Origin of the sequence: Nocardia sp. NPDC019395 (genome assembly GCF_040632335.1) — a bacterium.
Lineage (GTDB): Bacteria > Actinomycetota > Actinomycetes > Mycobacteriales > Mycobacteriaceae > Nocardia.
In genome coordinates, this window is record NZ_JBEYBT010000001.1 from 233,651 (window position 1) to 258,427 (window position 24,777).

Sequence of the window (24,777 nt, forward strand, 5' to 3'; positions counted from 1 at the left end):
GTTGTCCGAGCTCGGGGTTCGTGGTTTCCTGACGGCGTTCAGCGCACATCGCGGGGCCGGAACTGGATACTGATCCGCGGTCCGGTCGCCCGCCGGGATTTCGGCACGGCGTGTTCCCAGGTGCGCTGGCATGATCCGCCCATTACGAGTAGGTCGCCGTGTCCCGGTTGGAATCGCAGGCTGGGACCGCCCGCGCGGGGGCGCAGTAGCAGCGGCCGGGGTGCGCCCAGCGTGAGGATGGCGACCATGGTGTCGTGCACGGCACCGCGGCCGAGGGTATCGCCGTGCCATGCCACGCTGTCCCGGCCGTCGCGGTAGTAGCAGAGGCCGGCGGTGCGGAACGGTTCGCCGAGTTCCTCGCGGTAATGGTGGGTCAGCGCGGTGCGCGCCTCCGCCAGAACGGGATGGGGTAGGGCCGCGGACTCGTCGTAGAAGGACAGCAGTCGCGGTACGTCGACCACGCGGTCGTACATCGGCCGTCGTTCGCCGTACCACGGAACGGCGGTGGTCAGGTGGTCGAAGAGTTCGTCCGCGCCGCGTAACCACCCCGGCCGCAGATCCACCCAGGCTCCCTTGGTGAGGTGTGTCCGGCGGATATCCGTCAGCGGCTCGAGCTCGATCGCGCCGAAGCCGTCGAGCAGTGATCCCTGCAGCGGTGTCGACATGGCTACAGCATATCGAATAGGCGAACATACGTTCGATAAGAGTTCGATTCGGCTCGCCGTAGTGGTTCGGCAACCCGGGCGAATCACCCCAGGATGTCGTGGGCGATAGCGATCGCGGCTCGGTAGCATTCGTCGTCCGACAGGGGGAGATCGCCCATCATCGCCGTACTCCAGCTGATCGCGAGCAGGGCTTGCCGGGCGTGGAAGACCTCCAGCGGCGCATGGCCGGGTTCGGTCATCAGATCGGCGATCAGCCGGAATTGATAACGCAAGCTGACGCCGAAGCCGAGCTCGCGGAAGGCGGGCTGGTTCTCGTGCATGAACCGCACCATGTCCCGGCCGGTGCTGTGCAGCAGGGCTCCATAGCGGTCGAGTATTGCCTCGGCGCGTGCTCTACCCGGTGGGGTGGATTCCGCCCAGGTGACCAAATCGTCGATACCGCGGCGCATATCGTCGGAGAGGCTGGCGACGATATCTTCCTTCGTCCGGAAGTGGTAGTACAGCGCGGCTTTGGTGACATCCAGCTTTTCGGCGATCTGCCGCAGTGACGTCTTCTCGTAGCCCTGTTCCGAGAACAGCTCCATGGCGACAGCGCGGATGCGGTCGCGGGTATCGCTGCGCCGAGCGCCCAACGGATTCTCCTCGTGCTTGACGGTCTGCCGGACGGAGCCTAACTTCATCCGCAGCGCGGTTGACTAGCCGGGCGGCAAGTAAGTTTCCGAGGAGCGTCGCCGATGACCGAACCAGCCGTACCGATCCCGACCGCCGGCGTGGCGATGACCGCGCTCGGGGTCGCGCTCATCCGCGTCCGCGAGACCGGGCGGCCCGACGGGTTGTACACGGACCCGCTGGCCGAGGCCTTCCTCGCCGCCGCACGCCCGGGGTTCGACGACGACCGCTGGTCGCGGATGGAAACGCTGGCCGATCAGTTCTACGAGGGCCGCACCCTCGCGGTGAAAGCCGTCGACGATTCGGTCCAGGAGGCCGTCGACGCGGGCTGTCCGCAGATCGTCCTGCTCGGCGCGGGCCTGGACACGCGGGCCTTCCGGCTCCCGCTCCCGCCCGGCACGCTGTTCTTCGAGGTGGATCTGCCCGAACTCTTCGACTTCAAGGAACCGGTCCTGGCCGCGCACCGGGCGCGGCCGGTCTGCACGCGCCGGGTGGTGGCCGCGGATCTGGCCGGTGACTGGGAGCGGGTCCTGCTCACGCAGGGGTTTCGTACCGATCTGCCCACCGCCTGGATCGACGAAGGCGTGCTCGGCTACCTCGCCAGACCCGATGCCTACGCGGTGGCCGAGGCGGTGACCCGGCTTTCCGCGCCGGGGAGCCGGTTCGGTATCGGGCGGTTCGAGGTGGATGCGGCAGCGCCGCGGTACAGCGCGCTGCGTGAACTCGTCATGGCCGACAACGCGAGCGGGCGGCCGGTCAACGGGCTCGGCCCGGAGGCGGAAACGTGGTTCGCCACCCACGGCTGGCGAACCACGTTTCGTGCCTGGGACGATCTCGTCGCGGCGTACGGGCGGCCGGCGACACTCGGCGGCGACCATGCGGCCGGAAAGGTTCTCGCAGTCCGCGAATGATGGCCACCGGGGCCGGGTAGCGGTGCTCACACCGCCGGTCACCCGGGTGTGCGGGTGGCCGCGCTCACACCTTGTTCAGCGGCCTCACCTGGTGAAAAGTACCGTTCCGCGGCTGATAGGCTGCTCAGCGTAAGACATCCTTTAACGGACCGTCCGGCGAGGCGGGGAAGGAGGTCGGCATGGCTGTGCCCGAGGAACGGGCCGCCACATCCGGCGCTGCCGAGGCGACGCCACCCACCGAGCGGCATACGCCGGAATGGGTGGCGGCGGGACGGGAACTGTTGTCCCCCTCCGATGTCGGCCGGACCGTCGCGCGGATCGCGCACCAGATCATCGAACGTACCGCTCTCGACTCCGGCGACCCGGGGACACCCCGCGTGGTGCTGATCGGGATCCCGACCCGGGGCACCACGCTCGCGGCGCGGCTCACCGACAAGGTCGAGGAATTCTCCGGTGTGCGCCCCGCGCTCGGGTCGCTCGATATCACGCTCTACCGCGACGATCTGCGCAGCAAACCGCACCGGCCGCTGGAACGGACTTCGGTACCCGAGGGCGGGGTCGAGGACGCGCTGGTCGTACTGGTCGACGATGTGCTCTTCTCCGGGCGCACCGTCCGGTCCGCGCTCGACGCCCTCCGTGATCTGGGCCGGCCGCGCGCCGTCCAACTGGCCGTCCTGGTCGACCGGGGACATCGCGAATTGCCGATCCGAGCCGATTTCGTCGGCAAGAACGTACCCACCTCACGGACCGAGGATGTATCGGTGCTGCTGACCGAACACGACGGCCGTGACGGCGTTTTCCTGCATCAGGGGGAGGGACAGTGAGACATCTGCTGACGGTGACCGATCTGGATCGTGCCACCGCCACGGAACTGCTCGACGAAGCCGAACGCTTCGAACAGGCGCTACTGGGCCGTGAAGTGCGCAAACTGCCCACTCTGCGCGGTCGCACGGTGATGACGGTGTTCTTCGAGAACTCCACCCGGACCCGGGTCTCGTTCGAGGTCGCCGGCAAATGGATGAGCGCCGATGTGATCAATGTGAGCGCGAGCAGTTCCTCTGTCGCCAAAGGGGAATCGCTGCGCGATACCGCGCTGACGCTGCACGCGGCCGGCGCCGACGCGCTCATCGTGCGCCACCCGTCCTCCGGTGCGGCGCATCAGATCACCCACTGGTTCGAGGACTGGTCGCGGCGGTCGGGCAGCGCGGTGCCGGCAGTGATCAACGCCGGTGACGGTACGCACGAGCATCCGACCCAGGCCCTGCTCGACGCCCTCACGCTGCGGCAGCGGCTGGGCGATATCGCCGGGCGGCGGGTCGTGATCGTCGGCGATATCCTGCACAGCCGGGTGGCCCGGTCCAATGCGTTCCTGCTGTCCACCCTCGGCGCGGAAGTGGTGCTGGTGGCGCCGCGCACCCTGCTGCCGGTGGGTGTCGAGGACTGGCCGGTGCGGGTCTCGGTGGATCTGGATTCCGAACTGCCCGGCGCCGATGCGGTGCTCATGCTGCGGGTGCAGGCGGAGCGGATGAACGGCGGGTTCTTCCCGTCGGCACGCGAGTACGCGGTCCGCTACGGCCTGAGCGAACGACGGATGGGAATGCTCGACGAGCACGCGGTGGTGCTGCACCCCGGTCCGATGCTGCGTGGGATGGAGATCGCGTCGTCGGTGGCGGATTCCCCGCGCGCCGCGGTGCTGCAACAGGTGACGAACGGAGTCCATATGCGCATGGCGGTGCTGTTCCGCCTGCTGGTCGGTGTCCAGGAGGCCGCGGCGTGAGTGTGAGTACGGGTGCGGACACTGTCCTCATCACCGGAGTGCGTCTCTACGGTGAAGGCGACCAGGTCGATGTACTGATCTCCGGCGGAGTGATCCGGGAGATCGGGACCGGGTTGCCCGCGGGTGATGCCGAGGTTGTCGAGGCGGCGGGGCAGGTACTGCTGCCCGGTTTCGTCGATCTGCACACACATTTGCGCGAACCGGGCCGTGAGGACACCGAGACCATCGAATCCGGTTCCGCCGCAGCGGCTCTCGGCGGGTACACCGCCGTGTTCGCGATGGCCAACACTTCGCCGGTCGCCGATACCCAGGTGATCACCGATCATGTCTGGCGGCGCGGCCGGGAAGTCGGGCTCGTGGATGTGTATCCGGTGGGTGCTGTCACCGTGGGGCTCGCGGGCGAACAGCTCGCCGAAATGGGAACCATGGCCGCCGGTGCCGGCGCGGTGCGGATGTTCTCCGACGACGGGCACTGTGTGCACGATCCGCTGATCATGCGGCGGGCGCTGGAGTACGCGCGGTCACTCGATGTGCTGATCGCCCAGCATGCCGAGGAGCCCCGGCTCACCCGTGGCGCGGTCGCGCACGAGGGCCCGACCGCCGCCCGGCTGGGTCTGGCAGGCTGGCCGCGCGCCGCCGAGGAATCCATCGTGGCGCGAGACGCGCTGCTGGCCCGCGACGCCGGGGCGCGAGTCCATATCTGCCACGCTTCGACCGCGGGCACGGTGGAACTGGTGAAATGGGCCAAGGACCAGGGGATCGCGATCACCGCCGAGGTCACCCCACATCATCTGCTGCTCACCGATGCCCGCCTGGAAACCTATGACGCGGTGAACAAGGTGAACCCACCGCTGCGCGAGGGAGCCGATACCGAGGCGTTGCGCCAGGCGCTGGCCGCCGGGGTCGTCGACTGTGTCGCCACCGATCACGCACCCCACGCCGAACAGGACAAATGCTGCGAATTCGCGGCGGCCCGGCCCGGGATGCTCGGCCTGCAGACCGCGTTGTCGATCGTCGTGGAGACCATGGTCCGGCCCGGTCTGCTGGACTGGCGTGGGGTGGCGCGCGTGATGAGCGAACGTCCCGCCGAGATCGTCGGGCTCGCCGACCACGGGCGGCCGATCGAGGTCGGCGAACCCGCCAACCTGGTCCTGGTCGACCCGGACGCGAGCTGGACCGTCGAGGGCGAGCATCTCGCCAGCATTTCGAGTAACACCCCCTACCAGTCGATGACCTTGCCCGGCCGGGTGACCACCACGGTCCTGCGCGGCCGGATCACCGCCCGCGACGGTGTGGCCGCAGCCCCCGCTCCGGTAGGAGGCCGCTGATGGAACGGACACTCTGGGTCGTCCTCTGCGTGCTGCTGTGGGCGCTGGCCGTCTATCTGATGTACCGGGGCTGGCGTAACCGCGCGGCCCGGCAGGAGGAGCGGATCGGCGAGCTGCCACCGGTACCGGATGACACCGGTGCGGAGGTGCTGGAAACGACCACCGGCCTCTACCTCGGCAGCACGATGGCGCCGAGCTGGCAGGACCGGATAGCCGTCGGCGACCTGGGCTACCGGGCGACCGCGGAGCTGACTCGGTACGAACACGGGATCCTGCTGGCACGCCAGGGCGCCTCCGCGATCTGGATACCGGAGGAATCCATCACCGCCATCCGGACCGAACGCGGGCACGCGGGCAAGGTCATGACCGAAGGCGGCGTCCTGGTGATCCGCTGGACGCTGCCGACCGGGACCGAGATCGATACCGGTTTCCGGGGCGACGACAAAACGGTGTATCCGGCTTGGGCGCGGGCAACGACGGGAGAAGACGAACGATGACGAGTACGACAACAGCCGCGGCCCTGGTCCTCGAGGACGGGCGGGTGTTCCGCGGGACCGCCTACGGCGCGGTCGGGCAGACCCTCGGCGAGGCGGTGTTCTGCACCGCGATGACCGGTTACCAGGAGACGCTCACCGATCCGAGTTACCACCGGCAGATCGTGGTGGCGACGGCCCCGCAGATCGGCAATACGGGCTGGAACGACGAGGACGACGAATCCCAGCGGATCTGGGTCGCGGGCTATGCCGTACGCGACCCCGCGCGCCGCGCGTCGAACTGGCGCGCCACCGGAACCCTGCCGGGGCAGCTGGAAGAGCAGAACATCGTCGGGATCGCCGGGATCGATACCCGTGCGGTGGTGCGGCATCTGCGCAGTCGCGGCTCGATGAAGGCCGGTATCTTCTCCGGGCCCGCGCTCGCCGAGACCGCGGAGCTGGTCTCCCGGGTGACCGGTCAGCCGTCGATGCTCGGGGCCGATCTGGCCGGTGAGGTCAGCACCGAGGAGATCTACACCGTCGAACCCGAGGGCACGCCCCGGTTCACGGTGGTCGCGGTGGACCTCGGTATCAAATCCAATACCCCGCGCATGTTCGCCGAGCGTGGCATGCGGGTGCATGTTGTTCCGTCGTCGGCGAGCCTGGACAAGATCCTGGAACTGAAACCCGACGGTGCGTTCCTGTCAAACGGCCCCGGTGATCCGGCCACCGCCGATACCGCGGTCGCGCTCACCCAGGGCCTGCTCGACAAGGGCCTGCCGCTGTTCGGTATCTGCTTCGGAAACCAGATTCTGGGCCGCGCGCTCGGCCGGGGCACCTACAAGATGAAGTTCGGGCACCGGGGGATCAATATCCCGGTTGTCGAGCACGAGACGGGCCGCATCTCGATCACCGCGCAGAACCACGGTTTCGCGCTGGAGGGCGAGCGCGGTGAACAGTTCGATACCCCGTTCGGTAAAGCCGAGGTCAGCCATGTCTGCGCCAACGACGGCACCGTCGAGGGCGTGCGGCTGGTGGACGGCCGCGCCTTCTCCGTGCAGTACCACCCGGAAGCGGCCGCCGGACCCCATGACGCCGCGTACTTGTTCGACCGGTTCGCCGGTCAGATGAAGGGAGCCTGATGCCTCGCCGTACCGATCTCGAACATATTCTGGTCATCGGATCGGGCCCGATCGTCATCGGCCAGGCGTGCGAATTCGATTATTCGGGTACCCAGGCCTGCCGGGTGCTGCGCTCGGAGGGACTGCGGGTTTCGCTGGTCAACTCCAATCCGGCGACCATCATGACCGATCCGGAATTCGCCGATTCCACCTACGTGGAACCGATCACCCCGGAATTCGTCGAAAAGGTCATCGAGAAGGAACGACCGGACGCCCTGCTGGCCACTCTGGGCGGGCAGACCGCGCTGAACACCGCGGTCGCCCTGCACGAGCGCGGTGTGCTGGAGAAGTACGGTGTCGAGCTGATCGGCGCGGATTTCGAGGCTATCCAGCGCGGTGAGGACCGGCAGAAGTTCAAGGATATCGTGGCGAGCGTCGGCGGGGAGAGTGCCCGCTCGCGGGTCTGCCACACCATGGACGAAGTCCGCGACACCGTCGACGAACTCGGTTTCCCGGTTGTCGTGCGGCCCTCGTTCACCATGGGCGGGCTCGGTTCCGGGATGGCCTACGACGACGCGGATCTGGACCGGATCGCCGGTGGCGGCCTGGCCGCCTCGCCGACCGCGAACGTCCTCATCGAGGAATCCATCCTGGGCTGGAAGGAATACGAGCTCGAGCTGATGCGGGACGGCCGCGACAATGTCGTGATCGTCTGCTCGATCGAGAACGTGGACCCGATGGGTGTGCACACCGGCGATTCGATGACCGTCGCCCCCGCCCTGACCCTCACCGACCGCGAGTACCAGAAGATGCGTGATCTCGGTATCGCGATCCTGCGCGAGGTCGGCGTGGACACCGGCGGCTGCAATATCCAGTTCGCGGTGGATCCCAGCGACGGCCGGCTCATCGTCATCGAGATGAATCCGCGTGTCTCGCGTTCCTCGGCACTGGCATCCAAGGCCACCGGTTTCCCGATCGCCAAGATCGCGGCCAAACTGGCCATCGGCTACACGCTCGACGAAATCGTCAACGACATCACCAAGGAAACCCCGGCCTGTTTCGAACCCACCCTCGACTATGTGGTGGTGAAAGCGCCGCGGTTCGCGTTCGAGAAGTTTCCCGGTGCCGACCCCACGCTCACCACCACCATGAAATCGGTGGGCGAGGCGATGTCGCTGGGCCGCAACTTCGCCGAAGCCCTCGGCAAGGTGCTGCGCTCACTGGAAACCAAGGCCACCGGTTTCTGGACCGCCGCCGACGGAGCATGGGCGCCGGAATCGGCCGGACAAGCTGATGTGGACACCGCGATCGCCGCGATCCTGAAGGATCTGCGCACGCCCACCGAGGGCCGGATCTACCAGGTGGAACGGGCCCTGCGGTTCGGCGCGAGTATCGAGGCCGTCGCCGAGGCATCCGGGATCGACCCGTGGTTCGTCGCCGAGATCGCCGGACTGGTGGAGCTGCGCGGTGAGCTTCTCGAAAGCGCGGTGCTGGACGAACCGCTGCTGCGCCGGGCGAAATACCACGGGCTGTCCGACCGGCAGATCGCCGCGCTGCGGCCGGAACTGGCGGGAGAGACCGGAGTACGCGCGCTGCGGCACCGGCTCGGGGTGCGCCCCGTGTTCAAGACGGTGGATACCTGTGCCGCCGAATTCGAGGCCAAGACCCCGTACCACTACTCGGCCTACGAACTCGACCCCGCGGCCGAATCCGAGGTAGCCCCGCAGCCCGATCGCGCGAAGGTGATCATCCTCGGTTCCGGGCCGAACCGTATCGGGCAGGGCATCGAATTCGACTACTCCTGCGTGCACGCCGCGCAGACGCTGTCGGCCGCCGGCTACGAGACGGTGATGGTCAACTGCAACCCGGAGACGGTCTCGACCGACTACGACACCGCCGACCGCCTGTATTTCGAACCGCTCACCTTCGAGGACGTGCTCGAGGTCTACCACGCGGAATCCGAATCCGGCACCGTCGCGGGGGTGATCGTCCAGCTCGGCGGGCAGACGCCGCTGGGTCTGGCGCAGAAGCTCACCGATGCCGGGGTCCCGGTGGTCGGCACCAGTGCCGCCGCCATCGACCTGGCCGAGGACCGCGGCGAATTCGGCGATGTCCTGGTCGCCGCGGGCCTGCCCGCGCCGAAATACGGCACCGCCACCACCTTCGAACAGGCCCGCAAGATCGCCGCCGATATCGGCTACCCGGTACTTGTCCGGCCGTCCTATGTGCTCGGCGGCCGCGGGATGGAGATCGTCTACGACGAGAAATCCCTCGAGGGCTACATCTCCCGCGCCACCGAACTGAGCCCCGAACATCCGGTGCTGGTGGACCGTTTCCTCGAAGACGCCATCGAAATCGATGTCGACGCGCTCTGCGACGGCGACGAGGTGTTCCTCGGCGGGGTCATGGAACATATCGAGGAGGCCGGGATCCACTCCGGTGACTCGGCCTGTGCGCTGCCGCCGATCACACTGGGGCGCAGCGATATCGAGGCGGTGCGGCGCTCCACCATCGCGCTGGCCAAGGGGATCGGGGTCCGCGGCCTGCTGAACGTGCAGTACGCACTCAAGGATGATGTCCTCTACGTCCTCGAGGCCAACCCCCGCGCCAGCCGCACGGTCCCGTTCGTTTCCAAGGCCACCGCGGTCCCGCTGGCAAAGGCGGCGGCGCGGATCATGCTCGGCACCACCATCGCCGAACTGCGTAAGGAAGGCATGCTGCCCGAGGGCGACGGCGGGCATGTGCCGCTGGACGCGCCGGTGGCAGTGAAGGAAGCGGTACTGCAGTTCCACCGCTTCCGCAGCCCCGACGGCAGCCAAGTGGATTCGCTGCTGTCACCGGAGATGAAATCCACCGGTGAGGTGATGGGGATCGATGCCGATTTCGGAACCGCCTTCGCCAAGAGCCAATCCGCGGCCTACGGGTCGCTGCCCACCGAGGGCACCGTGTTCGTCTCCATCGCCAACCGGGACAAACGCGCTATGGTGTTCCCGGTGAAGCGCCTGCACGACCTCGGCTTCCGGATCCTGGCTACCGCCGGAACCGCGGAAATGCTGCGCCGCAACGGGATCCCGTGCGAACAGGTGCGCAAACATTCCGACCCGGTTTCGTCCGGGGATGGCAGCGTACCTCCCGAGCCGTCCATCGTGGACCAGATCCGCGACGGGGAGGTCGATATGGTCTTCAACACCCCCTACGGAAATGCGGGCCCCCGTGTGGACGGCTACGAGATCCGCAGCGCGGCGGTCGGTGTGAGCATCCCCTGCATCACCACGGTGCAGGGCGCGGCGGCGGCGGTCCAGGGCATCGAGGCGAGTATCGCCGGTGGGCTGGGTGTGCGTTCCCTGCAGGAACTGCATTCGGCGCTGCGTGGCTGACCGGACAATTACGGCGGGTGGCGAGGCGGAATCGGCGGAGGACGAGACGATGACGAGTACCTTCGGCCGGCGGCTCGCCGCCGCCCAGCGCGCCCGCGGACCGATCTGCGTCGGGATCGACCCGCATCCGGCGCTCCTCGCCGCCTGGGACCTCGCCGACGACGCGAACGGCCTCGAAACCTTCGCCGAAATCTGTGTGGAGGCCTTCGACGGGGTCGCGGCGATCGTCAAACCACAGGTCGCCTTCTTCGAGGCCTACGGTTCGGCGGGGATCGGGGTCCTCGAACGCACCATCGAGGTACTGCGCGCCTCGGGGACCCTGGTCCTTGCCGACGCCAAACGCGGCGATATCGGCTCCACCATGGACGCCTACGCCCGGACCTGGCTCGCGGACGGACCGCTGGGCGCGGACGCGGTCACGGTATCGCCCTACCTGGGGTTCGGCGCGCTACAGCCCGCCCTGGACCTGGCCCGGGCCAACGGGCGCGGTGTGTTCGTCCTGGCGGCCACATCCAACCCGGAAGCGGCACAGGTCCAGCGGGCGGATGTGGACGGGCGCACGCTCGCACAGACGGTGGTCGACGCGGCGGCCGGATGTAACGGCGACCCGGAACCGGGTTCGGTGGGGGTCGTGGTCGGCGCGACGCTCACCGAGATCCCCGACCTGACGGCCTTGAACGGGCCGATTCTGCTGCCGGGTGTCGGGGCCCAGGGGGGTACTGCGGCGGCGGTCCGTGCACTGCTTCCCGAGTCCCTGTGGCCGGCTGCGGTCCCGAACGTCTCGCGTGATGTCCTGCGAGCGGGGCCGTCGGTTACGGCGCTCCGGGACCGTCTGGGGGCCTTCCAGGAGGAGTTCGGCTTTCTCTCCTGACCCATCCGGGGAGCCGGAGGACAACGGGCTCTCCCGGTGGTTCCGTGGGGTTGCGCCCGCGCGGGCGGGCCGATCCGCGAAGGTACGGAGATGGTGGCGCATTCCTGGTGGGCCGACTCACCGGTGTTTCGGTCGGGAAGGGGCGACAGTGGACCTTCCTGGTTCACTGTGCGCCGTCACCGCGAAGGGTGTGCGCCGCAGGGGAGTCTCGGGGCCCGAACAGTGACGCCGAGGGGGCAAAATCCCGTGACGCCGCGGGTGCCGCAAAAAAATACAGAAAATTCCTGGTAGGGCGGTTGGGAGGTAGCCGGACGGTCCGCCGGGCCCGTGGTTATCCCGCCGCAAATCCGTTCGTGTGCCGAAAACCCCCTGCTGGAGCGGTGTTTCGTGGTGCGGGCGCGGGTCGTGCGGACGAGGGCAAGCCGGCGGGCGTACCCGCCGGCAAGGGGGCGTTACGGCGTCCGATTCATGCCCTGACCTGGGGGGTGGGTTCGCAATCCGGGGGCGTCGTGGGTACGGTCGCTGAGACTGCCGGGTTATCGGCAGGGAGTTGAAGCAAGAAATGATGAGACGGAGGAACCGTGGCCCTTCCCCAGCTGACTGACGAGCAGCGCGCCGCTGCTCTGGAGAAGGCGGCTGCCGCTCGCCGTGCTCGGGCGGAGCTCAAAGATCGCCTGAAGCGCGGCGGCACCGACTTGAAAGAGGTCCTCGGCCAGGCCGAGACCGATGAGATCATCGGCAAGATGAAGGTGCGCGCACTGCTCGAAGCCCTGCCCAAGGTCGGCAAGGTCAAGGCCGAGGAGATCATGACTGAGCTCGAGATCGCGCCGACGCGTCGGCTACGTGGTCTCGGTGATCGGCAGCGCAAGGCGCTGCTCGCCAAATTCGATCTCGGCGCCTGACACCCCTCGGTGATCGAGAACATGACGAAGGGTCGGCTGGTTGTACTGGTCGGCCCCTCGGCCGTGGGCAAGTCCACCGTGGTGCGCTGTGTCCGCGAACGGCTGCCGGAACTGGTATTCAGCGTGTCGGCGACAACCCGGGACCCACGTCCCGGTGAGGTCGACGGCCGCGATTACCGGTTCGTCAGCCGGGCCGAGTTCGACACGATGATCGAGTCCGGCGATCTGCTCGAATGGGCGGAGATCCACGGCGGACTGCAGCGGTCGGGTACTCCGGCCGCGCCGGTACGGGCCGCTCTGTCGGAGGGGCTGTCGGTACTGATCGAGGTCGACCTCGAAGGAGCACGGTCGATCCGGCGGGTGATGCCGGAGGCCGTGCTGGTGTTCCTCGCGCCGCCCAGCTGGGAGGAGCTGGTGGACCGGCTGCGCAGCCGTGGCACCGAATCGCCGGAGGTCATCGAACGCCGGCTGGAGACCGCGCGGGTGGAATTGGCCGCGCGTGACGAGTTCGACACCGTGATCGTGAACGACACCGTGACCAGCGCCTGTGCGCAGTTGGTATCGTTGTTCGTCAGCACGAATTCCAATTCGTAGCCCGATACGCGGCCGCACGTCGCCGCGTATCCGAGCCCCGACCCCGCAGGAGCTTCCTCAGTGAGCAGTACTGATATCGCCGCGCCCGCCTACGACACCCCGATCGGCCTCACGAATCCGCCGATCGACGAGCTGCTCGACCGCACCTCGTCCAAGTACGCACTGGTGATCTACGCCGCCAAACGCGCCCGTCAGATCAACGACTACTACAACCAGCTGGGCGACGGCATCCTCGAGTACGTCGGCCCGCTGGTCGAGCCGCTGCCGCAGGAGAAGCCGCTGTCGGTGGCGATGCGCGAGATCCACAGCGATCTGCTCGAGCACACCGAAGGCGAATAACCCGATAGCCGGGTGAACGGCCGATAGGGCAGGAGGCGCGCGATGGCGCGGGTAGTTGTCGGGGTGGGCGGCGGTATCGCCGCGTACAAGGCGTGCGCTCTGGTGCGGCGGTTCACCGAGACCGGTCATACCGTCCGCGTCGTCCCCACCGAGGCGGCATTGCAGTTCGTCGGGAAGGCGACCTTCGAGGCGTTGTCCGGCCACCCGGTGCATACCGGGGTGTTCGCCGATGTGCCCGAGGTCCCGCATGTGCGGTTGGGGCAGGAGGCCGAACTGGTCGTCATCGCCCCCGCCACCGCCGACCTGATGGCGCGGGCCGCTCACGGCCGCGCCGACGATCTGCTGACCGCCACCCTGCTCACGGCCCGATGTCCGGTGCTGTTCGCGCCCGCCATGCATACCGAGATGTGGGAGCACGCGGCGACCGTCGCGAATGTGGCCGCGTTGCGTGCGCAGGGTGCCACGGTGATGGAACCCGCGTCGGGCCGGCTCACCGGCACCGATACCGGTCCGGGCCGGCTGCCCGAGCCCGAGGAGATCTTCGGTCTGGCCTCGCTGCTGCTCGAACGTGCCGACGCGGTACCGCGCGATCTGGCCGGTAAGCGGGTCGTGATCACCGCGGGCGGTACCCGCGAGCCGCTGGACCCGGTGCGTTTCCTGGGTAACCGCAGCTCCGGAAAACAGGGCTACGCACTGGCCCGGGTGGCCGCGCAGCGCGGCGCGCAGGTCACGCTGATCGCCGGTAACACCATCGAGATGGCGCCCCCGGCGGCGGTGGACCTGGTGCACATCACCACCGCCGAACAGCTCAAAACCGCGGTCGAGAAGCATTCCGTGGGTGCGGACGCTGTCATCATGGCCGCCGCCGTCGCCGATTTCCGGCCCGCGTCGGTGGCCGCCGCCAAGATCAAAAAGGGTAAGGACGAACCCGACAGCATCGCCCTGTCCAGAACCGAGGATATCCTCGCGGGTCTGGTGCAGGCGCGGCGCGAGGGACAGCTGGCCGGGACCGCCATTGTGGGGTTCGCCGCCGAGACCGGCGACGAAGACGGTGATGTGATCACCCATGCCCGGGCCAAACTGGCTCGTAAAGGTTGCGATCTGCTGGTGGTGAACGCGGTGGGCGACGGGAAGGCGTTCGAGGTGGATACCAACGACGGCTGGCTGCTCGGCGCCGACGGGAGCGAGCAGGCCCTCGATCACGGCTCCAAGGCACTGCTGGCCAGCCGCGTCCTGGACGCGCTGGGCCCGCTTCTGGATGAGCGAGCCGGGTCCCGAGGCGGCAGCGGAGCGTAATCACGCAGGGCCCTCGCTCGCGCACAGATGAGTACTGCGCCGAAATTCGAATCCGCGCGATCCGAACTCTTGCCGTACACGCCGATCACCCGTACTGGTTTGTGCGAGCCGCCGCGACAGGCCGGCCGCGCCCCGGCCGTTTCGGTGGCCCGGACGGTCCGGCGGAATCGCGGCGTTCGGAAACCTGTCCGAGGCGGTGTCCGGAGCACCGATCCCGCCGCGCGTTCTAATAGTCTGGAGGTCCAGGGTCGCGATCGGAGCCGTGCGCTACGGTCCATCCGGGACACGAGTAACCGTTGAGAAGAGGGAAACTGTGCGCACGTCCGGTAGCCGGCTATTCACCAGTGAGTCCGTGACCGAGGGTCATCCGGACAAGATCTGTGACGCCATCAGCGATTCCATCCTCGACGCGCTGCTGGCCCAGGATCCGCGCAGCCGGGTCGCGGTGGAAACCCTCGTGACCACCGGCCAGGTGCATGTCGCGGGTGAGGTCACCACGGAGGCCTACGCCGATATTCCGCATATCGTCCGGGAGAAGATCCTGGAAATCGGATACGACTCCTCCGCCAAGGGATTCGACGGCAACTCCTGCGGTGTCAATGTCGCCATCGGTGCCCAGTCGCCCGATATCGCGCAGGGCGTCGATACCTCGCACGAGGCGCGGACGGGCGGCTCCGACGACGAAATCGAGCAGCAGGGCGCCGGTGACCAGGGGCTGATGTTCGGTTATGCCAATACCGACACTCCCGAACTCATGCCGCTGCCCATCGCACTGGCGCACCGGCTGTCCCGCAAGCTCACCGAAGTCCGCAAGACCGGTGTGCTGCCGTACCTGCGGCCGGACGGTAAAACCCAGGTCACCATCGAATACGAGGGTGATCGCGCGGTCCGGCTGGATACCGTGGTCGTATCCACCCAGCATGCCGCCGATATCGACCTGGACAATCTGCTGGCCCCCGATATCCGGGAAAAGGTCGTCGACGCGGTGCTGGCCGATATCGCCGTCCCCGATCTGGATACCTCCGATGTCCGGCTGCTGGTCAACCCGACCGGGAAATTCGTGCTCGGCGGCCCGATGGGCGATGCCGGCCTGACCGGCCGCAAGATCATCGTCGACACCTACGGCGGGATGGCCCGTCACGGTGGTGGCGCGTTCTCCGGTAAGGATCCCTCCAAAGTCGACCGTTCGGCCGCGTACGCGATGCGCTGGGTCGCCAAGAACGTGGTCGCCGCCGGCCTGGCCGAGAAGGTCGAAGTGCAGGTCGCCTACGCCATCGGTAAGGCGGCCCCGGTCGGCCTGTTCGTCGAGACCTTCGGCACCGAGAAGGCCGATCCGGCCAAGATCTCGGCCGCCATCACCGAGGTGTTCGATCTGCGTCCCGGCGCCATCATCCGTGATCTGGATCTGCTGCGTCCGATCTACGCGCCGACCGCGGCCTACGGCCATTTCGGCCGCACCGATATCGATCTGCCCTGGGAGCACACCGACCGCGCGGACAAACTGCGCGCCGCCGCCGGACTGTAGGCGCGCGTTCCGCGTGCCACGACCTGCCGCCGACACCCCCGGGGACACCGAGTCGCCGGGGGTGTCGGCCGAGTCGGGGCCGCGTCGGGGCGGGCGTCGCGTAAAGAAATCCGCACCGGCCGATCCGACTCCGATATCGCACCCGGTCGCGCGGATTCTGCCCTTGCTCACACCCGCACATCTCGACCGCGATTTCGACTATCTGGTGCCGCCGGAACTGGATGAGATCGCCCGGCCCGGTGTCCGGGTCAGAGTGCGTTTCGCCGGGCGTCTGGTCGACGGCTATCTGCTGTCGCGGCATACCGATTCCGAGCACCCGGGAAAATTGGTACGGCTGGAACGGGTGGTATCCGCGGAGCAGGTGCTCACCCCGGAGATCCTGCGTCTCGCCAGAACCGTAGCGGCGCGTTGCGCGGGAACCCGGGCCGATGTGCTGCGGTTGGCGATCCCGCCGCGGCATGCGCGAGTGGAGAACGGTGGAGCCGGTAAGAGCCGGACGGGTGACGGCGTCCAGGAGTCGCCGGACAGCGCGGTCCGGCCCGAACCGGCAGCTTCGGGCACCGGGGAACCGGGTAGCGGTTCGGCGTCTCCGGCCGGCCTCACTCGCCCGGAGACGGATACGGGGCACGATCCGACGGTGGGGGCGCCGGGACGGCCGTCCGGCGAGAATCGGGAGGACTCCGCGTCGGGACCCGGCGGCGGTGCGGTCGCTGCCGGCGTGGGTGCCGTCCCGGCCGGCGTGGATATGGGGGCTTGGCAGCGATACCGGCACGGCGATTCCTTCCTGACCGCGCTCGCCGGCCAGCGGGGTCCGCGCGCGGCCTGGCAGGCGCTGCCGGGCGAGGACTGGGCACACCGGCTGGCCGAACTGGCCGCCGTTGTGGTCGCCGGGGGACGTAGCGCGATCCTGATGGTTCCCGACCAGCGCGACCTGGACCGGGTACTGCGGGCGTGCGAATTGCTGATAGGCGATTCGGCGGTCGGGCTCTCGGCCGGACTGGGACCGGCGGCCCGATACCGGCGCTGGCTCGCGGTGCTGCGCGGGAGCGCGCGGGTGGTGGTCGGTACCCGTGCTGCGGTCTTCGCGCCTGTGGCGGATCTGGGCCTCATCGCGATCTGGGACGATGGCGACGACACCTACGCCGAGCCGCGCGCCCCCTACCCGCACGCCCGGGAGGTCGCCATGCTCCGGGCACATGACACCGGTGCGGCATTCGTGGCCGCCGGCTTCGCGCGGACCGCGGAGATACAAGCCGTAGTCGAGTCCGGCTGGGCGCATGATCTGCTCGCCGACCGGGCGACGGTACGCGCGGCCTCGCCCCGGATCGGTGCACCGGGAGATTCCGATGCCGCGCTCGAACGGGACCCCATCGCCCGCGCCGTCCGGATTCCCGGTGCCGCGTTCGCCGCGGCCCGGCAGACGCTGGCTGCCGGGGAAGGTGTGCTGGTCCAGGTACCGCGACGCGGCTACGTACCGGCCCTGGCGTGTACGAAATGCCGGACCCCCGCGCGCTGCAGGCAATGTGTCGGGCCCCTGTCGCTACCGGACGAACCGCCGGGGCCGGGCGGGCAGGTGGCGCACAGCCCGGTCTGCCGGTGGTGCGGCCGGACGGAGGCCGCCTTCCGGTGCCCCGGGTGCGGTGGGCGGGTACTGCGTGCCGTGGTCATCGGCGCGGCCCGGACCGCCGAAGAACTGGGCCGGGCATTTCCCGGAGTGCCGATCCGCGGGTCGAGTGGCGGCGGTGTACTGGACACGGTCGAGCCGGGGCCGCAGGTGGTGGTGGCCACCGTCGGTGCCGAACCGCTGCTGCCCGGGGGGTACGGCGTGGGGCTGCTGCTGGACGGATGGGCACTGCTCGGCCGTGCCGACCTCCGGGCCGCCGAAGATACGCTGCGCCGCTGGCTGGGGGCGGCCGCCCTGGTGAAACCCGGGGGCCGGGTGCTGGTGATGGCCGACCCGGCGGTGCCGACGGTGCAGGCGTTGCTGCGGTGGGATCCCGCGGGGCACGCGGCGGCGGAACTGGCTCAGCGGACGGAGGTCGGATTTCCGCCGGCGGTGCGGATGGCGGCGGTCGACGGCACGCCCGACGCGATCACCGAACTGCTCGCGGTGACCGAACTCCCGGAAGCGGCCGAGATACTGGGGCCGGTGCCGTTGCCCGCTACGGCACGCAAACCCTCGGGTGCCCGGGACGACGAGGAACGGGCGGCGGAGGTGGAACGGGTTCTGTTGCGTGTCCCTCGCGCGAAGGGCACGGCGCTGGTGGATGCGCTCACTGCCGCGCAGGCGGTGCGCAGCAGTCGGCGGGCGGATACCTCGGCGCGGGTCCAGATAGATCCCCTCGATATCGGCTGAGCTGGGTATATGGCGCCGCCTTCGGCGTCGCGGGGGCGGGCGTTGTCAACCCTGCTCTCGTGGACCTTCCGTGAAGGGGCGAGCTGTGTTTTTGGAGGCGCTCCACGCCTCGAGGTCGGGGCGCTGTATCTATGGTGCCGCCTTCGGGGGGCCGGGGCGGGGCGCTGTTGGCACCGCTCTTGACGTAGATCATCCGTGAAGGTAACCCACGCTCGCTACGTGGACCATCTGTCAAGGTAGCCGCGCTCTCGGCGTAGACGATCCGTGAAGGGGCGGGCTGTGTTATTTGGAGCCGCTCCGCGGCTCGAGGGCGGGGCCCTGTTAACCCGGTTCTTCACTCCCGGCGCTCAGTCGCTGCGCTCCTTCGCTCTGGTCGCTCCAGAACCGGGCGGGCCCCGCCCGCAAAGGTGAGCCGACCACGGTTGGGGCGAAAGTGGGGTCGATGGGGTGTTGGTGAACATCGCTGGCACCGTGCGGGGGGTTTTCGGATCACTACTTGTCGGGTCGGGGGCTGCGGATTCGGGACGGGGGTTCGTCGGCAGCTGTGAAATTTGCCTGGAAGGTTCTCGCGTGGGCCTTCCCCAGGGTGGGGCGGCGGGCGATTCGGTGTGGGAATTTTCGGGAGTTGGTTGCGTTGGATAGATTGTCGATATATCGTCGATGCTATGCAAACAGATCGAGAAGCTTTGGAGGCTGAGATGGAGAACATGGAGAATGCAGAATTTCGTAAAGGGAGGGGTCGCAGGGGTCTTCGGAACCGCTTCGATCCCGAGTTCGGTCCCGGTCGCGCCGGATTCCGGCACGGTGGTCCGCCCGGATTCGGGCCCGGATTCGGCCCTGGATTCGGCGGACCGGGCTTCGGGCCGGGGTTCGGCCCAGGATTCGGGCGTGGACGCGGGCGTGGCGGTCGCGGCCGGCGTGGCGATGTGCGGGCGGCGATCCTGCTGCTGCTCACCGAGCGGCCGATGCACGGATACGAACTGATCCAGCAGATCCGGGAACGCAGCGAGGATCTCTGGCGGCCGAGTCCCGGGTCCATCTACCCGGCACTGTCCCAGTTGGAAGACGAGGGCCTGATCACGATCGAGAAAGTCGCCGGTCGCAAGAGCGCGCAACTGACCGAGACAGGTACCGCCCACGTCGCCGAGCACCGGGACGAACTCGGGGACCCATGGGCCGAGGTCAAGGAGGGTGCCGGTGCGCACACCAGCGATCTCCGCGCGCTGATCCCGCCGCTCATGGGTGCTGTCGCGCAGGTCGCGTCTGTCGGTACACCGGAACAGGCCGCCAAGGCGGAAGAGGTACTCACCGAGGCACGGAAAGCCTTGTACCGCATCCTCGCAGGAGACGAGGAGCCCGGGAAGTAACGGGGTGATCAAGACCTCGCCCACCGGTTTTCCGCCACGGCGACAGGGTGGAAGATTGTGTGGTGAAACGATTTCGATGGCCGGCCGGGCGGGGCGGTGCACAGCACGGCCGGGCCTTCCGGCGCGCGGTGACCGTGGCCGTCGCACTGGCTGGGTCGGTGCTGCTCGGAACTACCGGCAGCGCCGCCCAGCCTCCTGGATACCTGCCGCCCGAGGTGCCCACGGAATGGGCACCACCCCAAGCCGACCATCTCGGCGCGGTGCTGTACACAAAGGCCCACCCGGGTGCGGTGCCGTGGGGAGTGAACGATTTCGGATGTGTCCCGGACGCGGCCCATCCTCGTCCGGTGATCCTGGCGCACGGCACGGACGCCAGCGCCTACACCGACTGGTCGGCCATCGGGCCCCGCCTGGTGGACCAGGGGTACTGCGTTTTCGCGGTCAACTACGGCGGTAAACCGGGGGCGGCCACCTTCGGAACCGAGGACATCGTCCTCAGCGCCCACCAGATCGCCGGATTCGTCGACGAGGTGCGTACGGCGACCGGGGCGGACCAGGTCGATATGGTGGGTTTCTCCCAGGGCGCGAACGCGACCCGCTACTACATCAACAAGCTCGGTGGCGCGCCGGCGGTCGGCACCTGGGTCGGCCTCGCCTCACCCACCTACGGCGGTGTCATGTACGGGCTGGTCCCCGCGGCCCAGCAGATACCCGGCGCGATGACCCTGGCCGAAAAGGTGATATCGGTGGCCGCGGTCCAGCAGTCACAGGGCTCCCCGTTCATGCTCGAACTCAATGCCGGCGGCGATACGGTCCCGGGGGTCCGGTACGTCACGATCGGCAGCCGGGTGGACGAAATGATCCAGCCGTTCAGCAGTATCGCGTTGCGCGGGGCGGGGGCGGAGAACATCGTCCTGCAGGACCGCTGCCCGGAGGATCTCACGGGACATTTCCACCTGGTGTACGACCCGTTCGTGGCGGGGTTGCTGCTGGAGGCTCTGGACCCGGGCTACTCACCGGAAGCCGGATGTGTGCCGGTCCCGCTCGGGACGGGGATCCCGGAGGTGATCATCGGGGGCAATATCTGAGTTCTCGGCGCGTATGCCCGTGAAGGTGACTAACAGGGCAGTTCGCGAAGGTGCTGTGTTCCGGCGCGCCGGCGTGTGCGGGTATCGGCGTGAGCTGTCCGGGCCGGGGTCGAGGGAGTACGGCCCCGCGCGTGTCGGCGGTCGGCGTGCGGCAACCTAGAATGGGATCTTCCCTGCCTGTCTCATTTCCCCGGGAGCTACTGTGACCGTCCAGTCCGTCCGCCTGTTCGGCGATCCGATCCTGCGAGCCCGCGCGACCGAGGTCACCGAATTCGGCCCCGAACTGCGGCAGTTGGTGACCGATCTGACCGACACCATGTACGACGACGGCGGTGTCGGGATGGCCGCTCCGCAGATCGGGGTGGGACTGCGGGTGTTCGTGTACGACACCCGTGACGCGCGCGGGCATCTGATCAACCCGGTCTGGACCGCGCTCGGTGACGAGGAACAGATCGGGCCGGAGGGCTGCCTTTCCATCCCGGGGGTCAACCACGACACCCGGCGGGCCATGCGCGTGCGGGCGACCGGGGTGGATATGCACGGAGCGCCGGTCGAGTTCGAAGCCGAGGGATTGCTGGCGCGCTGTGTGCAGCACGAAACCGACCACTTGGACGGCACCCTGTTCATCGACCGGCTCGACCCGCCGGACCGGAAACAGGCCATGCGCACCATCCGGGAATCCGACTGGTTCACCGCGGGTATCACAATCCGGCCGAGTCGTGCGCTGGCCGAGCGGGACCACTGATGCGGATCGTTTTCGCCGGCACCCCGGACCCGGCGGTTCCGTCGCTGCGGCGGCTGATCGACTCCCGGCACGAAGTGATCGCTGTGGTGACCCGGCCGGACGCGGCTTCCGGCCGGGGCCGGAAGGTACATCGCTCACCCGTCGGGCAGGTGGCCGACGAACACGGGATCCCGGTGTTCACCCCACGTAAACCCGCCGACCCCGAATTCGTCGAAGCCCTGGAGGATTTGGCGCCGGATTGCTGCCCGGTGGTGGCCTACGGTGCGCTGCTGCCCGCCGAGGTCCTCGATATTCCGCGGCACGGCTGGATCAATCTGCATTTCTCGTTACTGCCCGCCTGGCGCGGTGCGGCGCCGGTTCAGGCCGCCATCGCGGCGGGGGACGAGATCACCGGGGCGTCCACGTTCCGGATCGAAACAGGTTTGGACACCGGGCCGGTCTACGGGGTGGTCACCGAGCGGATCGCCGTCAGCGATACAGCAGGTGATCTGCTGGCGCGGCTGGCCGACAGTGGGGCCGCGTTACTGGAACAGACCTTGCACGGTGTGGAAGACGGTACGCTGCAAGCGATTCCGCAATCCACCGATGGAGTCTCGTATGCGCCGAAAGTTACCGTGGACGCGGCGCAGGTGCGCTGGGATCAACCCGCGCTCGCGGTCGGTCGCGCGATCCGGTCGGTGACCCCGCAGCCCGGTGCCTGGACATCGGTGGCCGGAAACCGGCTGAAACTGGGTCCCGTGGAACTGGTCGAGGATGTACTGCCGGAACGACAGATCGAGGTACGCAAAACCGGTGTCTATATCGGCACCGCGACTACCGCGGTCCGGCTGGACCGGGTGCAGCCCCAGGGGAAACGGATGATGGCGGCACTGGATTGGGCGCGGGGCGCCCGCCTGGAACCCGGCACGGTGGTCGAATGACCGGCTCCGCGGGGGAGCAGCCGCGTGGGTTCCGCCGCCGCCCGAAGCCCGACCCCACCGGCGCGGAGCCGGGTGATGCCGAAGCGGGCGGCTCCCGCGGCGAGCGATCGGGTGCGGCGGATTCGCGGCGGGAAGGACGTGCCGCCGGGTCCGGGAACGGTGGGAGCCGCGCCGATTCGCGGCCCGGAGAGCCTGCGGGCGGTCGCGAACAGCAGCGCCGTCGGCCCGATTCGCGATCGGGTGAACGACAACGACCCGACCGGAGATCGGACAGGGATCCGGAGCGGGGAGCCCGGGCTCGGCCGGATACCCGGAACGCCGGCGGGAACCAGCGCAAATCCGGCAAGGGCCGGGAAGGCCGTGACTACGGGAAACGCCCCGACAGCGGCCGTGGTTTCGAGGAGACTCCGGATCGGTCTCCGCGGCGCCGGGATCCGGGCGACGCCCGGCGCGGCAAGGAACGCGGAGGTCCACGTGATCGGGCTGGGGGAGGCACACCCACGCGGCCCGGGGAGCGTAGCGGTTCGGCTGGGGCCGGCCGGGACCAGCGCGGCGGACAAGGGTCCGGCAGGCGCGCCGACGGTCCACGGCGCATACCCCCGGAGAAAACAGCGGGAGGCGGTGGCAGCCGGTCGGGAAACAGTCCACGGTCCGGCCGCGGGGGTGCGCCGGCGCAACCGGGTGGCCGGCGAAACGCTGTGGCGGACCCGGCGCGCACTGTCGCGCTGGAAACCTTGCGCGCGGTCCGGGATCGCGACGCCTACGCCAACCTGGTGCTCCCGGCGTTGTTACGCGAATATTCCGTACAGGGCCGGGACGCCGCATTGGCTACCGAACTCGGTTACGGATCCTGCCGGACACTCGGTTTCCTCGACGCGGTGATCGCCGAATGCGCCGGTCGCGATATCGAGGAGATCGACGGTCCGCTACTGGATATCCTGCGGCTGGGGACTTACCAGTTGCTACGAACCCGGGTCGAACCCCATGCGGCGGTGCATACGTCGGTGGAGTTGGCTCGTGCCGAAACCGGTTCGGGCCGGGCCGGGTTCGTCAACGCCGTACTGCGCCGCGTCGCCGAACGGACAGGCGACGAGTGGGTCGCGCGGCTCGCACCGCGGGATCCGATCGGGCGCCTCGCCTTCGAATACGCGCATCCGGTATGGATCGCGCAGGCATTCGCCGACGCCCTCGGCGCGGACGCCGGCGAACTGCGCGACCTGCTCGCCGCCGACGACGCCCGCCCGGTGGTGCATCTGGTGGCCCGCCCCGGCGATATCACCGCCGAGGAACTGGCTCTGGTCACGGGGGGCGAGGAGGGCCGTTGGTCCCCGTACGCGGTGTATCTCGAGGGCGGGGGCGATCCCGGGGCGCTGGAACCGGTCCGTGAGGAGATGGCCGCGGTCCAGGACGAGGGCAGTCAACTCGTCGCGCTCGCGCTGACCCGTGCGCGGTTGCACGGCGCCGACGGCGGGCGCTGGCTGGACCTGTGCGCGGGCCCGGGCGGAAAAACCGCGTTGCTGGGCGCGCTCGCCGGGATCGACGGCTACCGGGTGGACGCCGTGGAACCGGCCGGGCACCGCGCCGAACTCGTCCGTTCGGCCACTCGGGAGCTGCCGGTCGAGGTGCATATCGCCGATGGTCGCGACAGTGGCCTGACCGCCGGGTACGACCGGATCCTGGTCGATGCCCCGTGCACCGGGCTGGGCGCGTTGCGCCGCCGCCCCGAGGCCCGCTGGCGGCGGACCCCCGCCGATATCGCGGACCTGGTCGCCCTGCAGCGCGAACTCGTCGCCGCGGCCTGGGACCTGGTGCGGCCGGGCGGCGTGGTGGTCTACTCGACCTGCTCCCCGCATCTGCCGGAAACCGTCGCCGTGGTGGCGGATGCGGTGCGCCGCACCGGCGCCGAACAGTTGGATGCCCGCGAGCTGCTGCCGGGTGTCACCGGGCTCGGGCACGGTCCCACCGCGCAGTTGTGGCCGCATCGGCACGGCACCGACGCGATGTTCGTGGCCGCGCTCCGCAAACCGCTGTGAGGGCCACCCGCTGCGTCGGCGACGAATTTCCAAGGCTGTCGCCGACGGCCGGGGCAGACTGTCGGTATGAGCCTCACCTGGGAGAACGTGGTACGCATCGCCACCGAACTGCCGGAAGTCGCCGAATCGACCTCCTACCGGACCCCGGCGCTGAAAGCCGCGGGCAAGAGTTTCGCCCGGCTGCGCACGGAGGCCGAAGGCGGTCTCGCGCTGCGCTGCGAGATGGTGGAGAAGCAGGCCCTGCTGGCCTCCGGTGATCCGGCCTTCTACACCACCCCGCACTACGACGGTTACCCCTACATACTCATCGACCTGGACCGTGTCGACGCCGAGCAGTTAGGTGAGCTCCTGGACGCCGCGTGGTGGCTGGTCGCCCCGGCGAAATTACGCCGAGAGCGGGAGCTGCGCGGTTCGCAGTGA

General features: G+C 68.7%; 22 protein-coding genes. 20 read left to right on the top strand and 2 right to left on the bottom strand.

Going from position 1 to position 24,777, the window contains the following annotated elements; translation table 11 throughout:
• Positions 1-38: 38 nt before the first annotated feature.
• Together ABZ827_RS01105 and ABZ827_RS01110 are read right to left on the bottom strand one after the other, a co-directional pair.
• Positions 39-665 (bottom strand): alpha-ketoglutarate-dependent dioxygenase AlkB, encoded by a 627-nt coding sequence (locus ABZ827_RS01105; RefSeq protein WP_357230986.1) that lies wholly within the window; start codon positions 663-665, stop codon positions 39-41.
• Positions 666-748: 83 nt separating this feature from the next.
• Positions 749-1,345 carry a helix-turn-helix domain-containing protein gene (locus ABZ827_RS01110; RefSeq protein WP_357230989.1) on the bottom strand — a complete coding sequence of 199 codons (597 nt, stop codon included), beginning with the start codon at positions 1,343-1,345 and terminating at the stop codon, positions 749-751.
• Between the two features lie 54 nt (positions 1,346-1,399).
• Between ABZ827_RS01110 and ABZ827_RS01115 the strand changes: the two genes are divergently transcribed.
• The 20 genes from ABZ827_RS01115 to ABZ827_RS01210 all read left to right on the top strand — a co-directional run bounded on the left by ABZ827_RS01115 (position 1,400) and on the right by ABZ827_RS01210 (position 24,777).
• A complete protein-coding gene (locus ABZ827_RS01115; RefSeq protein WP_357230992.1) occupies positions 1,400-2,245 on the top strand; it encodes an SAM-dependent methyltransferase in 846 nt (281 codons plus the stop codon).
• A 179-nt stretch (positions 2,246-2,424) separates the two neighbouring features.
• Entirely contained in the window at positions 2,425-3,069 is a 645-nt protein-coding gene (pyrR, locus tag ABZ827_RS01120) for a bifunctional pyr operon transcriptional regulator/uracil phosphoribosyltransferase PyrR (protein WP_357230995.1), read from the top strand.
• Positions 3,066-4,022: an aspartate carbamoyltransferase catalytic subunit gene (locus ABZ827_RS01125; protein ID WP_357230998.1), complete on the top strand. Its 957-nt coding sequence runs from the start codon at positions 3,066-3,068 to the stop codon at positions 4,020-4,022. Before pyrR ends, ABZ827_RS01125 begins: the two co-directional genes overlap by 4 nt.
• On the top strand, positions 4,019-5,350 hold the full coding sequence (locus tag ABZ827_RS01130; RefSeq protein WP_357231000.1) for a dihydroorotase: 1,332 nt from the start codon (positions 4,019-4,021) through the stop codon (positions 5,348-5,350). Before ABZ827_RS01125 ends, ABZ827_RS01130 begins: the two co-directional genes overlap by 4 nt.
• Positions 5,350-5,847: a transporter gene (locus ABZ827_RS01135; protein ID WP_357231003.1), complete on the top strand. Its 498-nt coding sequence runs from the start codon at positions 5,350-5,352 to the stop codon at positions 5,845-5,847. The genes ABZ827_RS01130 and ABZ827_RS01135 overlap by 1 nt, the downstream gene beginning before the upstream one ends.
• A complete protein-coding gene (gene carA, locus ABZ827_RS01140) occupies positions 5,844-6,965 on the top strand; it encodes a glutamine-hydrolyzing carbamoyl-phosphate synthase small subunit (protein WP_357231006.1) in 1,122 nt (373 codons plus the stop codon). The genes ABZ827_RS01135 and carA overlap by 4 nt, the downstream gene beginning before the upstream one ends.
• A complete protein-coding gene (gene carB, locus ABZ827_RS01145) occupies positions 6,965-10,321 on the top strand; it encodes a carbamoyl-phosphate synthase large subunit (RefSeq protein ID WP_357231009.1) in 3,357 nt (1,118 codons plus the stop codon). Before carA ends, carB begins: the two co-directional genes overlap by 1 nt.
• 49 nt (positions 10,322-10,370) lie before the next feature.
• Positions 10,371-11,192 (top strand): orotidine-5'-phosphate decarboxylase, encoded by an 822-nt coding sequence (gene pyrF, locus ABZ827_RS01150; protein ID WP_357231012.1) that lies wholly within the window; start codon positions 10,371-10,373, stop codon positions 11,190-11,192.
• A 581-nt stretch (positions 11,193-11,773) separates the two neighbouring features.
• On the top strand, positions 11,774-12,094 hold the full coding sequence (gene mihF / locus ABZ827_RS01155) for an integration host factor, actinobacterial type (protein WP_357231015.1): 321 nt from the start codon (positions 11,774-11,776) through the stop codon (positions 12,092-12,094).
• 21 nt (positions 12,095-12,115) lie between these two features.
• A complete protein-coding gene (gene gmk / locus ABZ827_RS01160; RefSeq protein WP_357231018.1) occupies positions 12,116-12,688 on the top strand; it encodes a guanylate kinase in 573 nt (190 codons plus the stop codon).
• A gap of 60 nt (positions 12,689-12,748) precedes the next feature.
• Entirely contained in the window at positions 12,749-13,027 is a 279-nt protein-coding gene (gene rpoZ, locus ABZ827_RS01165; protein ID WP_068037227.1) for a DNA-directed RNA polymerase subunit omega, read from the top strand.
• A gap of 42 nt (positions 13,028-13,069) precedes the next feature.
• The gene (coaBC, locus tag ABZ827_RS01170) at positions 13,070-14,323 is read left to right on the top strand and encodes a bifunctional phosphopantothenoylcysteine decarboxylase/phosphopantothenate--cysteine ligase CoaBC (RefSeq protein WP_357231022.1); all 1,254 of its coding nucleotides are present in this window, start codon (positions 13,070-13,072) and stop codon (positions 14,321-14,323) included.
• Positions 14,324-14,636: 313 nt separating this feature from the next.
• Entirely contained in the window at positions 14,637-15,848 is a 1,212-nt protein-coding gene (gene metK, locus ABZ827_RS01175; protein ID WP_357231025.1) for a methionine adenosyltransferase, read from the top strand.
• Positions 15,849-16,002: 154 nt separating this feature from the next.
• Positions 16,003-18,204 carry a primosomal protein N' gene (locus tag ABZ827_RS01180; RefSeq protein ID WP_357234346.1) on the top strand — a complete coding sequence of 734 codons (2,202 nt, stop codon included), beginning with the start codon at positions 16,003-16,005 and terminating at the stop codon, positions 18,202-18,204.
• 707 nt (positions 18,205-18,911) lie between these two features.
• Positions 18,912-19,571 carry a PadR family transcriptional regulator gene (locus ABZ827_RS01185; protein ID WP_357231028.1) on the top strand — a complete coding sequence of 220 codons (660 nt, stop codon included), beginning with the start codon at positions 18,912-18,914 and terminating at the stop codon, positions 19,569-19,571.
• A gap of 260 nt (positions 19,572-19,831) precedes the next feature.
• Positions 19,832-20,659 (top strand): alpha/beta fold hydrolase, encoded by an 828-nt coding sequence (locus ABZ827_RS01190; protein ID WP_357234349.1) that lies wholly within the window; start codon positions 19,832-19,834, stop codon positions 20,657-20,659.
• A 202-nt stretch (positions 20,660-20,861) separates the two neighbouring features.
• Positions 20,862-21,404: a peptide deformylase gene (gene def / locus ABZ827_RS01195; protein WP_357231031.1), complete on the top strand. Its 543-nt coding sequence runs from the start codon at positions 20,862-20,864 to the stop codon at positions 21,402-21,404.
• Positions 21,404-22,324 carry a methionyl-tRNA formyltransferase gene (gene fmt, locus ABZ827_RS01200; protein WP_357231034.1) on the top strand — a complete coding sequence of 307 codons (921 nt, stop codon included), beginning with the start codon at positions 21,404-21,406 and terminating at the stop codon, positions 22,322-22,324. Before def ends, fmt begins: the two co-directional genes overlap by 1 nt.
• Before the next feature lie 698 nt (positions 22,325-23,022).
• Positions 23,023-24,357, top strand: a complete 1,335-nt coding sequence (locus ABZ827_RS01205) for an RsmB/NOP family class I SAM-dependent RNA methyltransferase (protein ID WP_357231037.1) — start codon at positions 23,023-23,025, stop codon at positions 24,355-24,357.
• Positions 24,358-24,423: 66 nt separating this feature from the next.
• Entirely contained in the window at positions 24,424-24,777 is a 354-nt protein-coding gene (locus ABZ827_RS01210) for an MmcQ/YjbR family DNA-binding protein (RefSeq protein ID WP_357231040.1), read from the top strand.

Bases quoted from the DNA above. Each gene is read 5' to 3' on its own strand.
- ABZ827_RS01105 (WP_357230986.1), bottom strand. From the start codon at position 665: ATGTCGACACCGCTGCAGGGATCACTGCTCGACGGCTTCGGCGCGATC.
- ABZ827_RS01110 (WP_357230989.1), bottom strand. From the start codon at position 1,345: ATGAAGTTAGGCTCCGTCCGGCAGACCGTCAAGCACGAGGAGAATCCG.
- ABZ827_RS01115 (WP_357230992.1), top strand. From the start codon at position 1,400: ATGACCGAACCAGCCGTACCGATCCCGACCGCCGGCGTGGCGATGACC.
- pyrR (WP_357230995.1), top strand. From the start codon at position 2,425: ATGGCTGTGCCCGAGGAACGGGCCGCCACATCCGGCGCTGCCGAGGCG.
- ABZ827_RS01135 (WP_357231003.1), top strand. From the start codon at position 5,350: ATGGAACGGACACTCTGGGTCGTCCTCTGCGTGCTGCTGTGGGCGCTG.
- carA (WP_357231006.1), top strand. From the start codon at position 5,844: ATGACGAGTACGACAACAGCCGCGGCCCTGGTCCTCGAGGACGGGCGG.
- carB (WP_357231009.1), top strand. From the start codon at position 6,965: ATGCCTCGCCGTACCGATCTCGAACATATTCTGGTCATCGGATCGGGC.
- pyrF (WP_357231012.1), top strand. From the start codon at position 10,371: ATGACGAGTACCTTCGGCCGGCGGCTCGCCGCCGCCCAGCGCGCCCGC.
- gmk (WP_357231018.1), top strand. From the start codon at position 12,116: ATGACGAAGGGTCGGCTGGTTGTACTGGTCGGCCCCTCGGCCGTGGGC.
- coaBC (WP_357231022.1), top strand. From the start codon at position 13,070: ATGGCGCGGGTAGTTGTCGGGGTGGGCGGCGGTATCGCCGCGTACAAG.
- ABZ827_RS01185 (WP_357231028.1), top strand. From the start codon at position 18,912: ATGGAGAATGCAGAATTTCGTAAAGGGAGGGGTCGCAGGGGTCTTCGG.
- fmt (WP_357231034.1), top strand. From the start codon at position 21,404: ATGCGGATCGTTTTCGCCGGCACCCCGGACCCGGCGGTTCCGTCGCTG.
- ABZ827_RS01210 (WP_357231040.1), top strand. From the start codon at position 24,424: ATGAGCCTCACCTGGGAGAACGTGGTACGCATCGCCACCGAACTGCCG.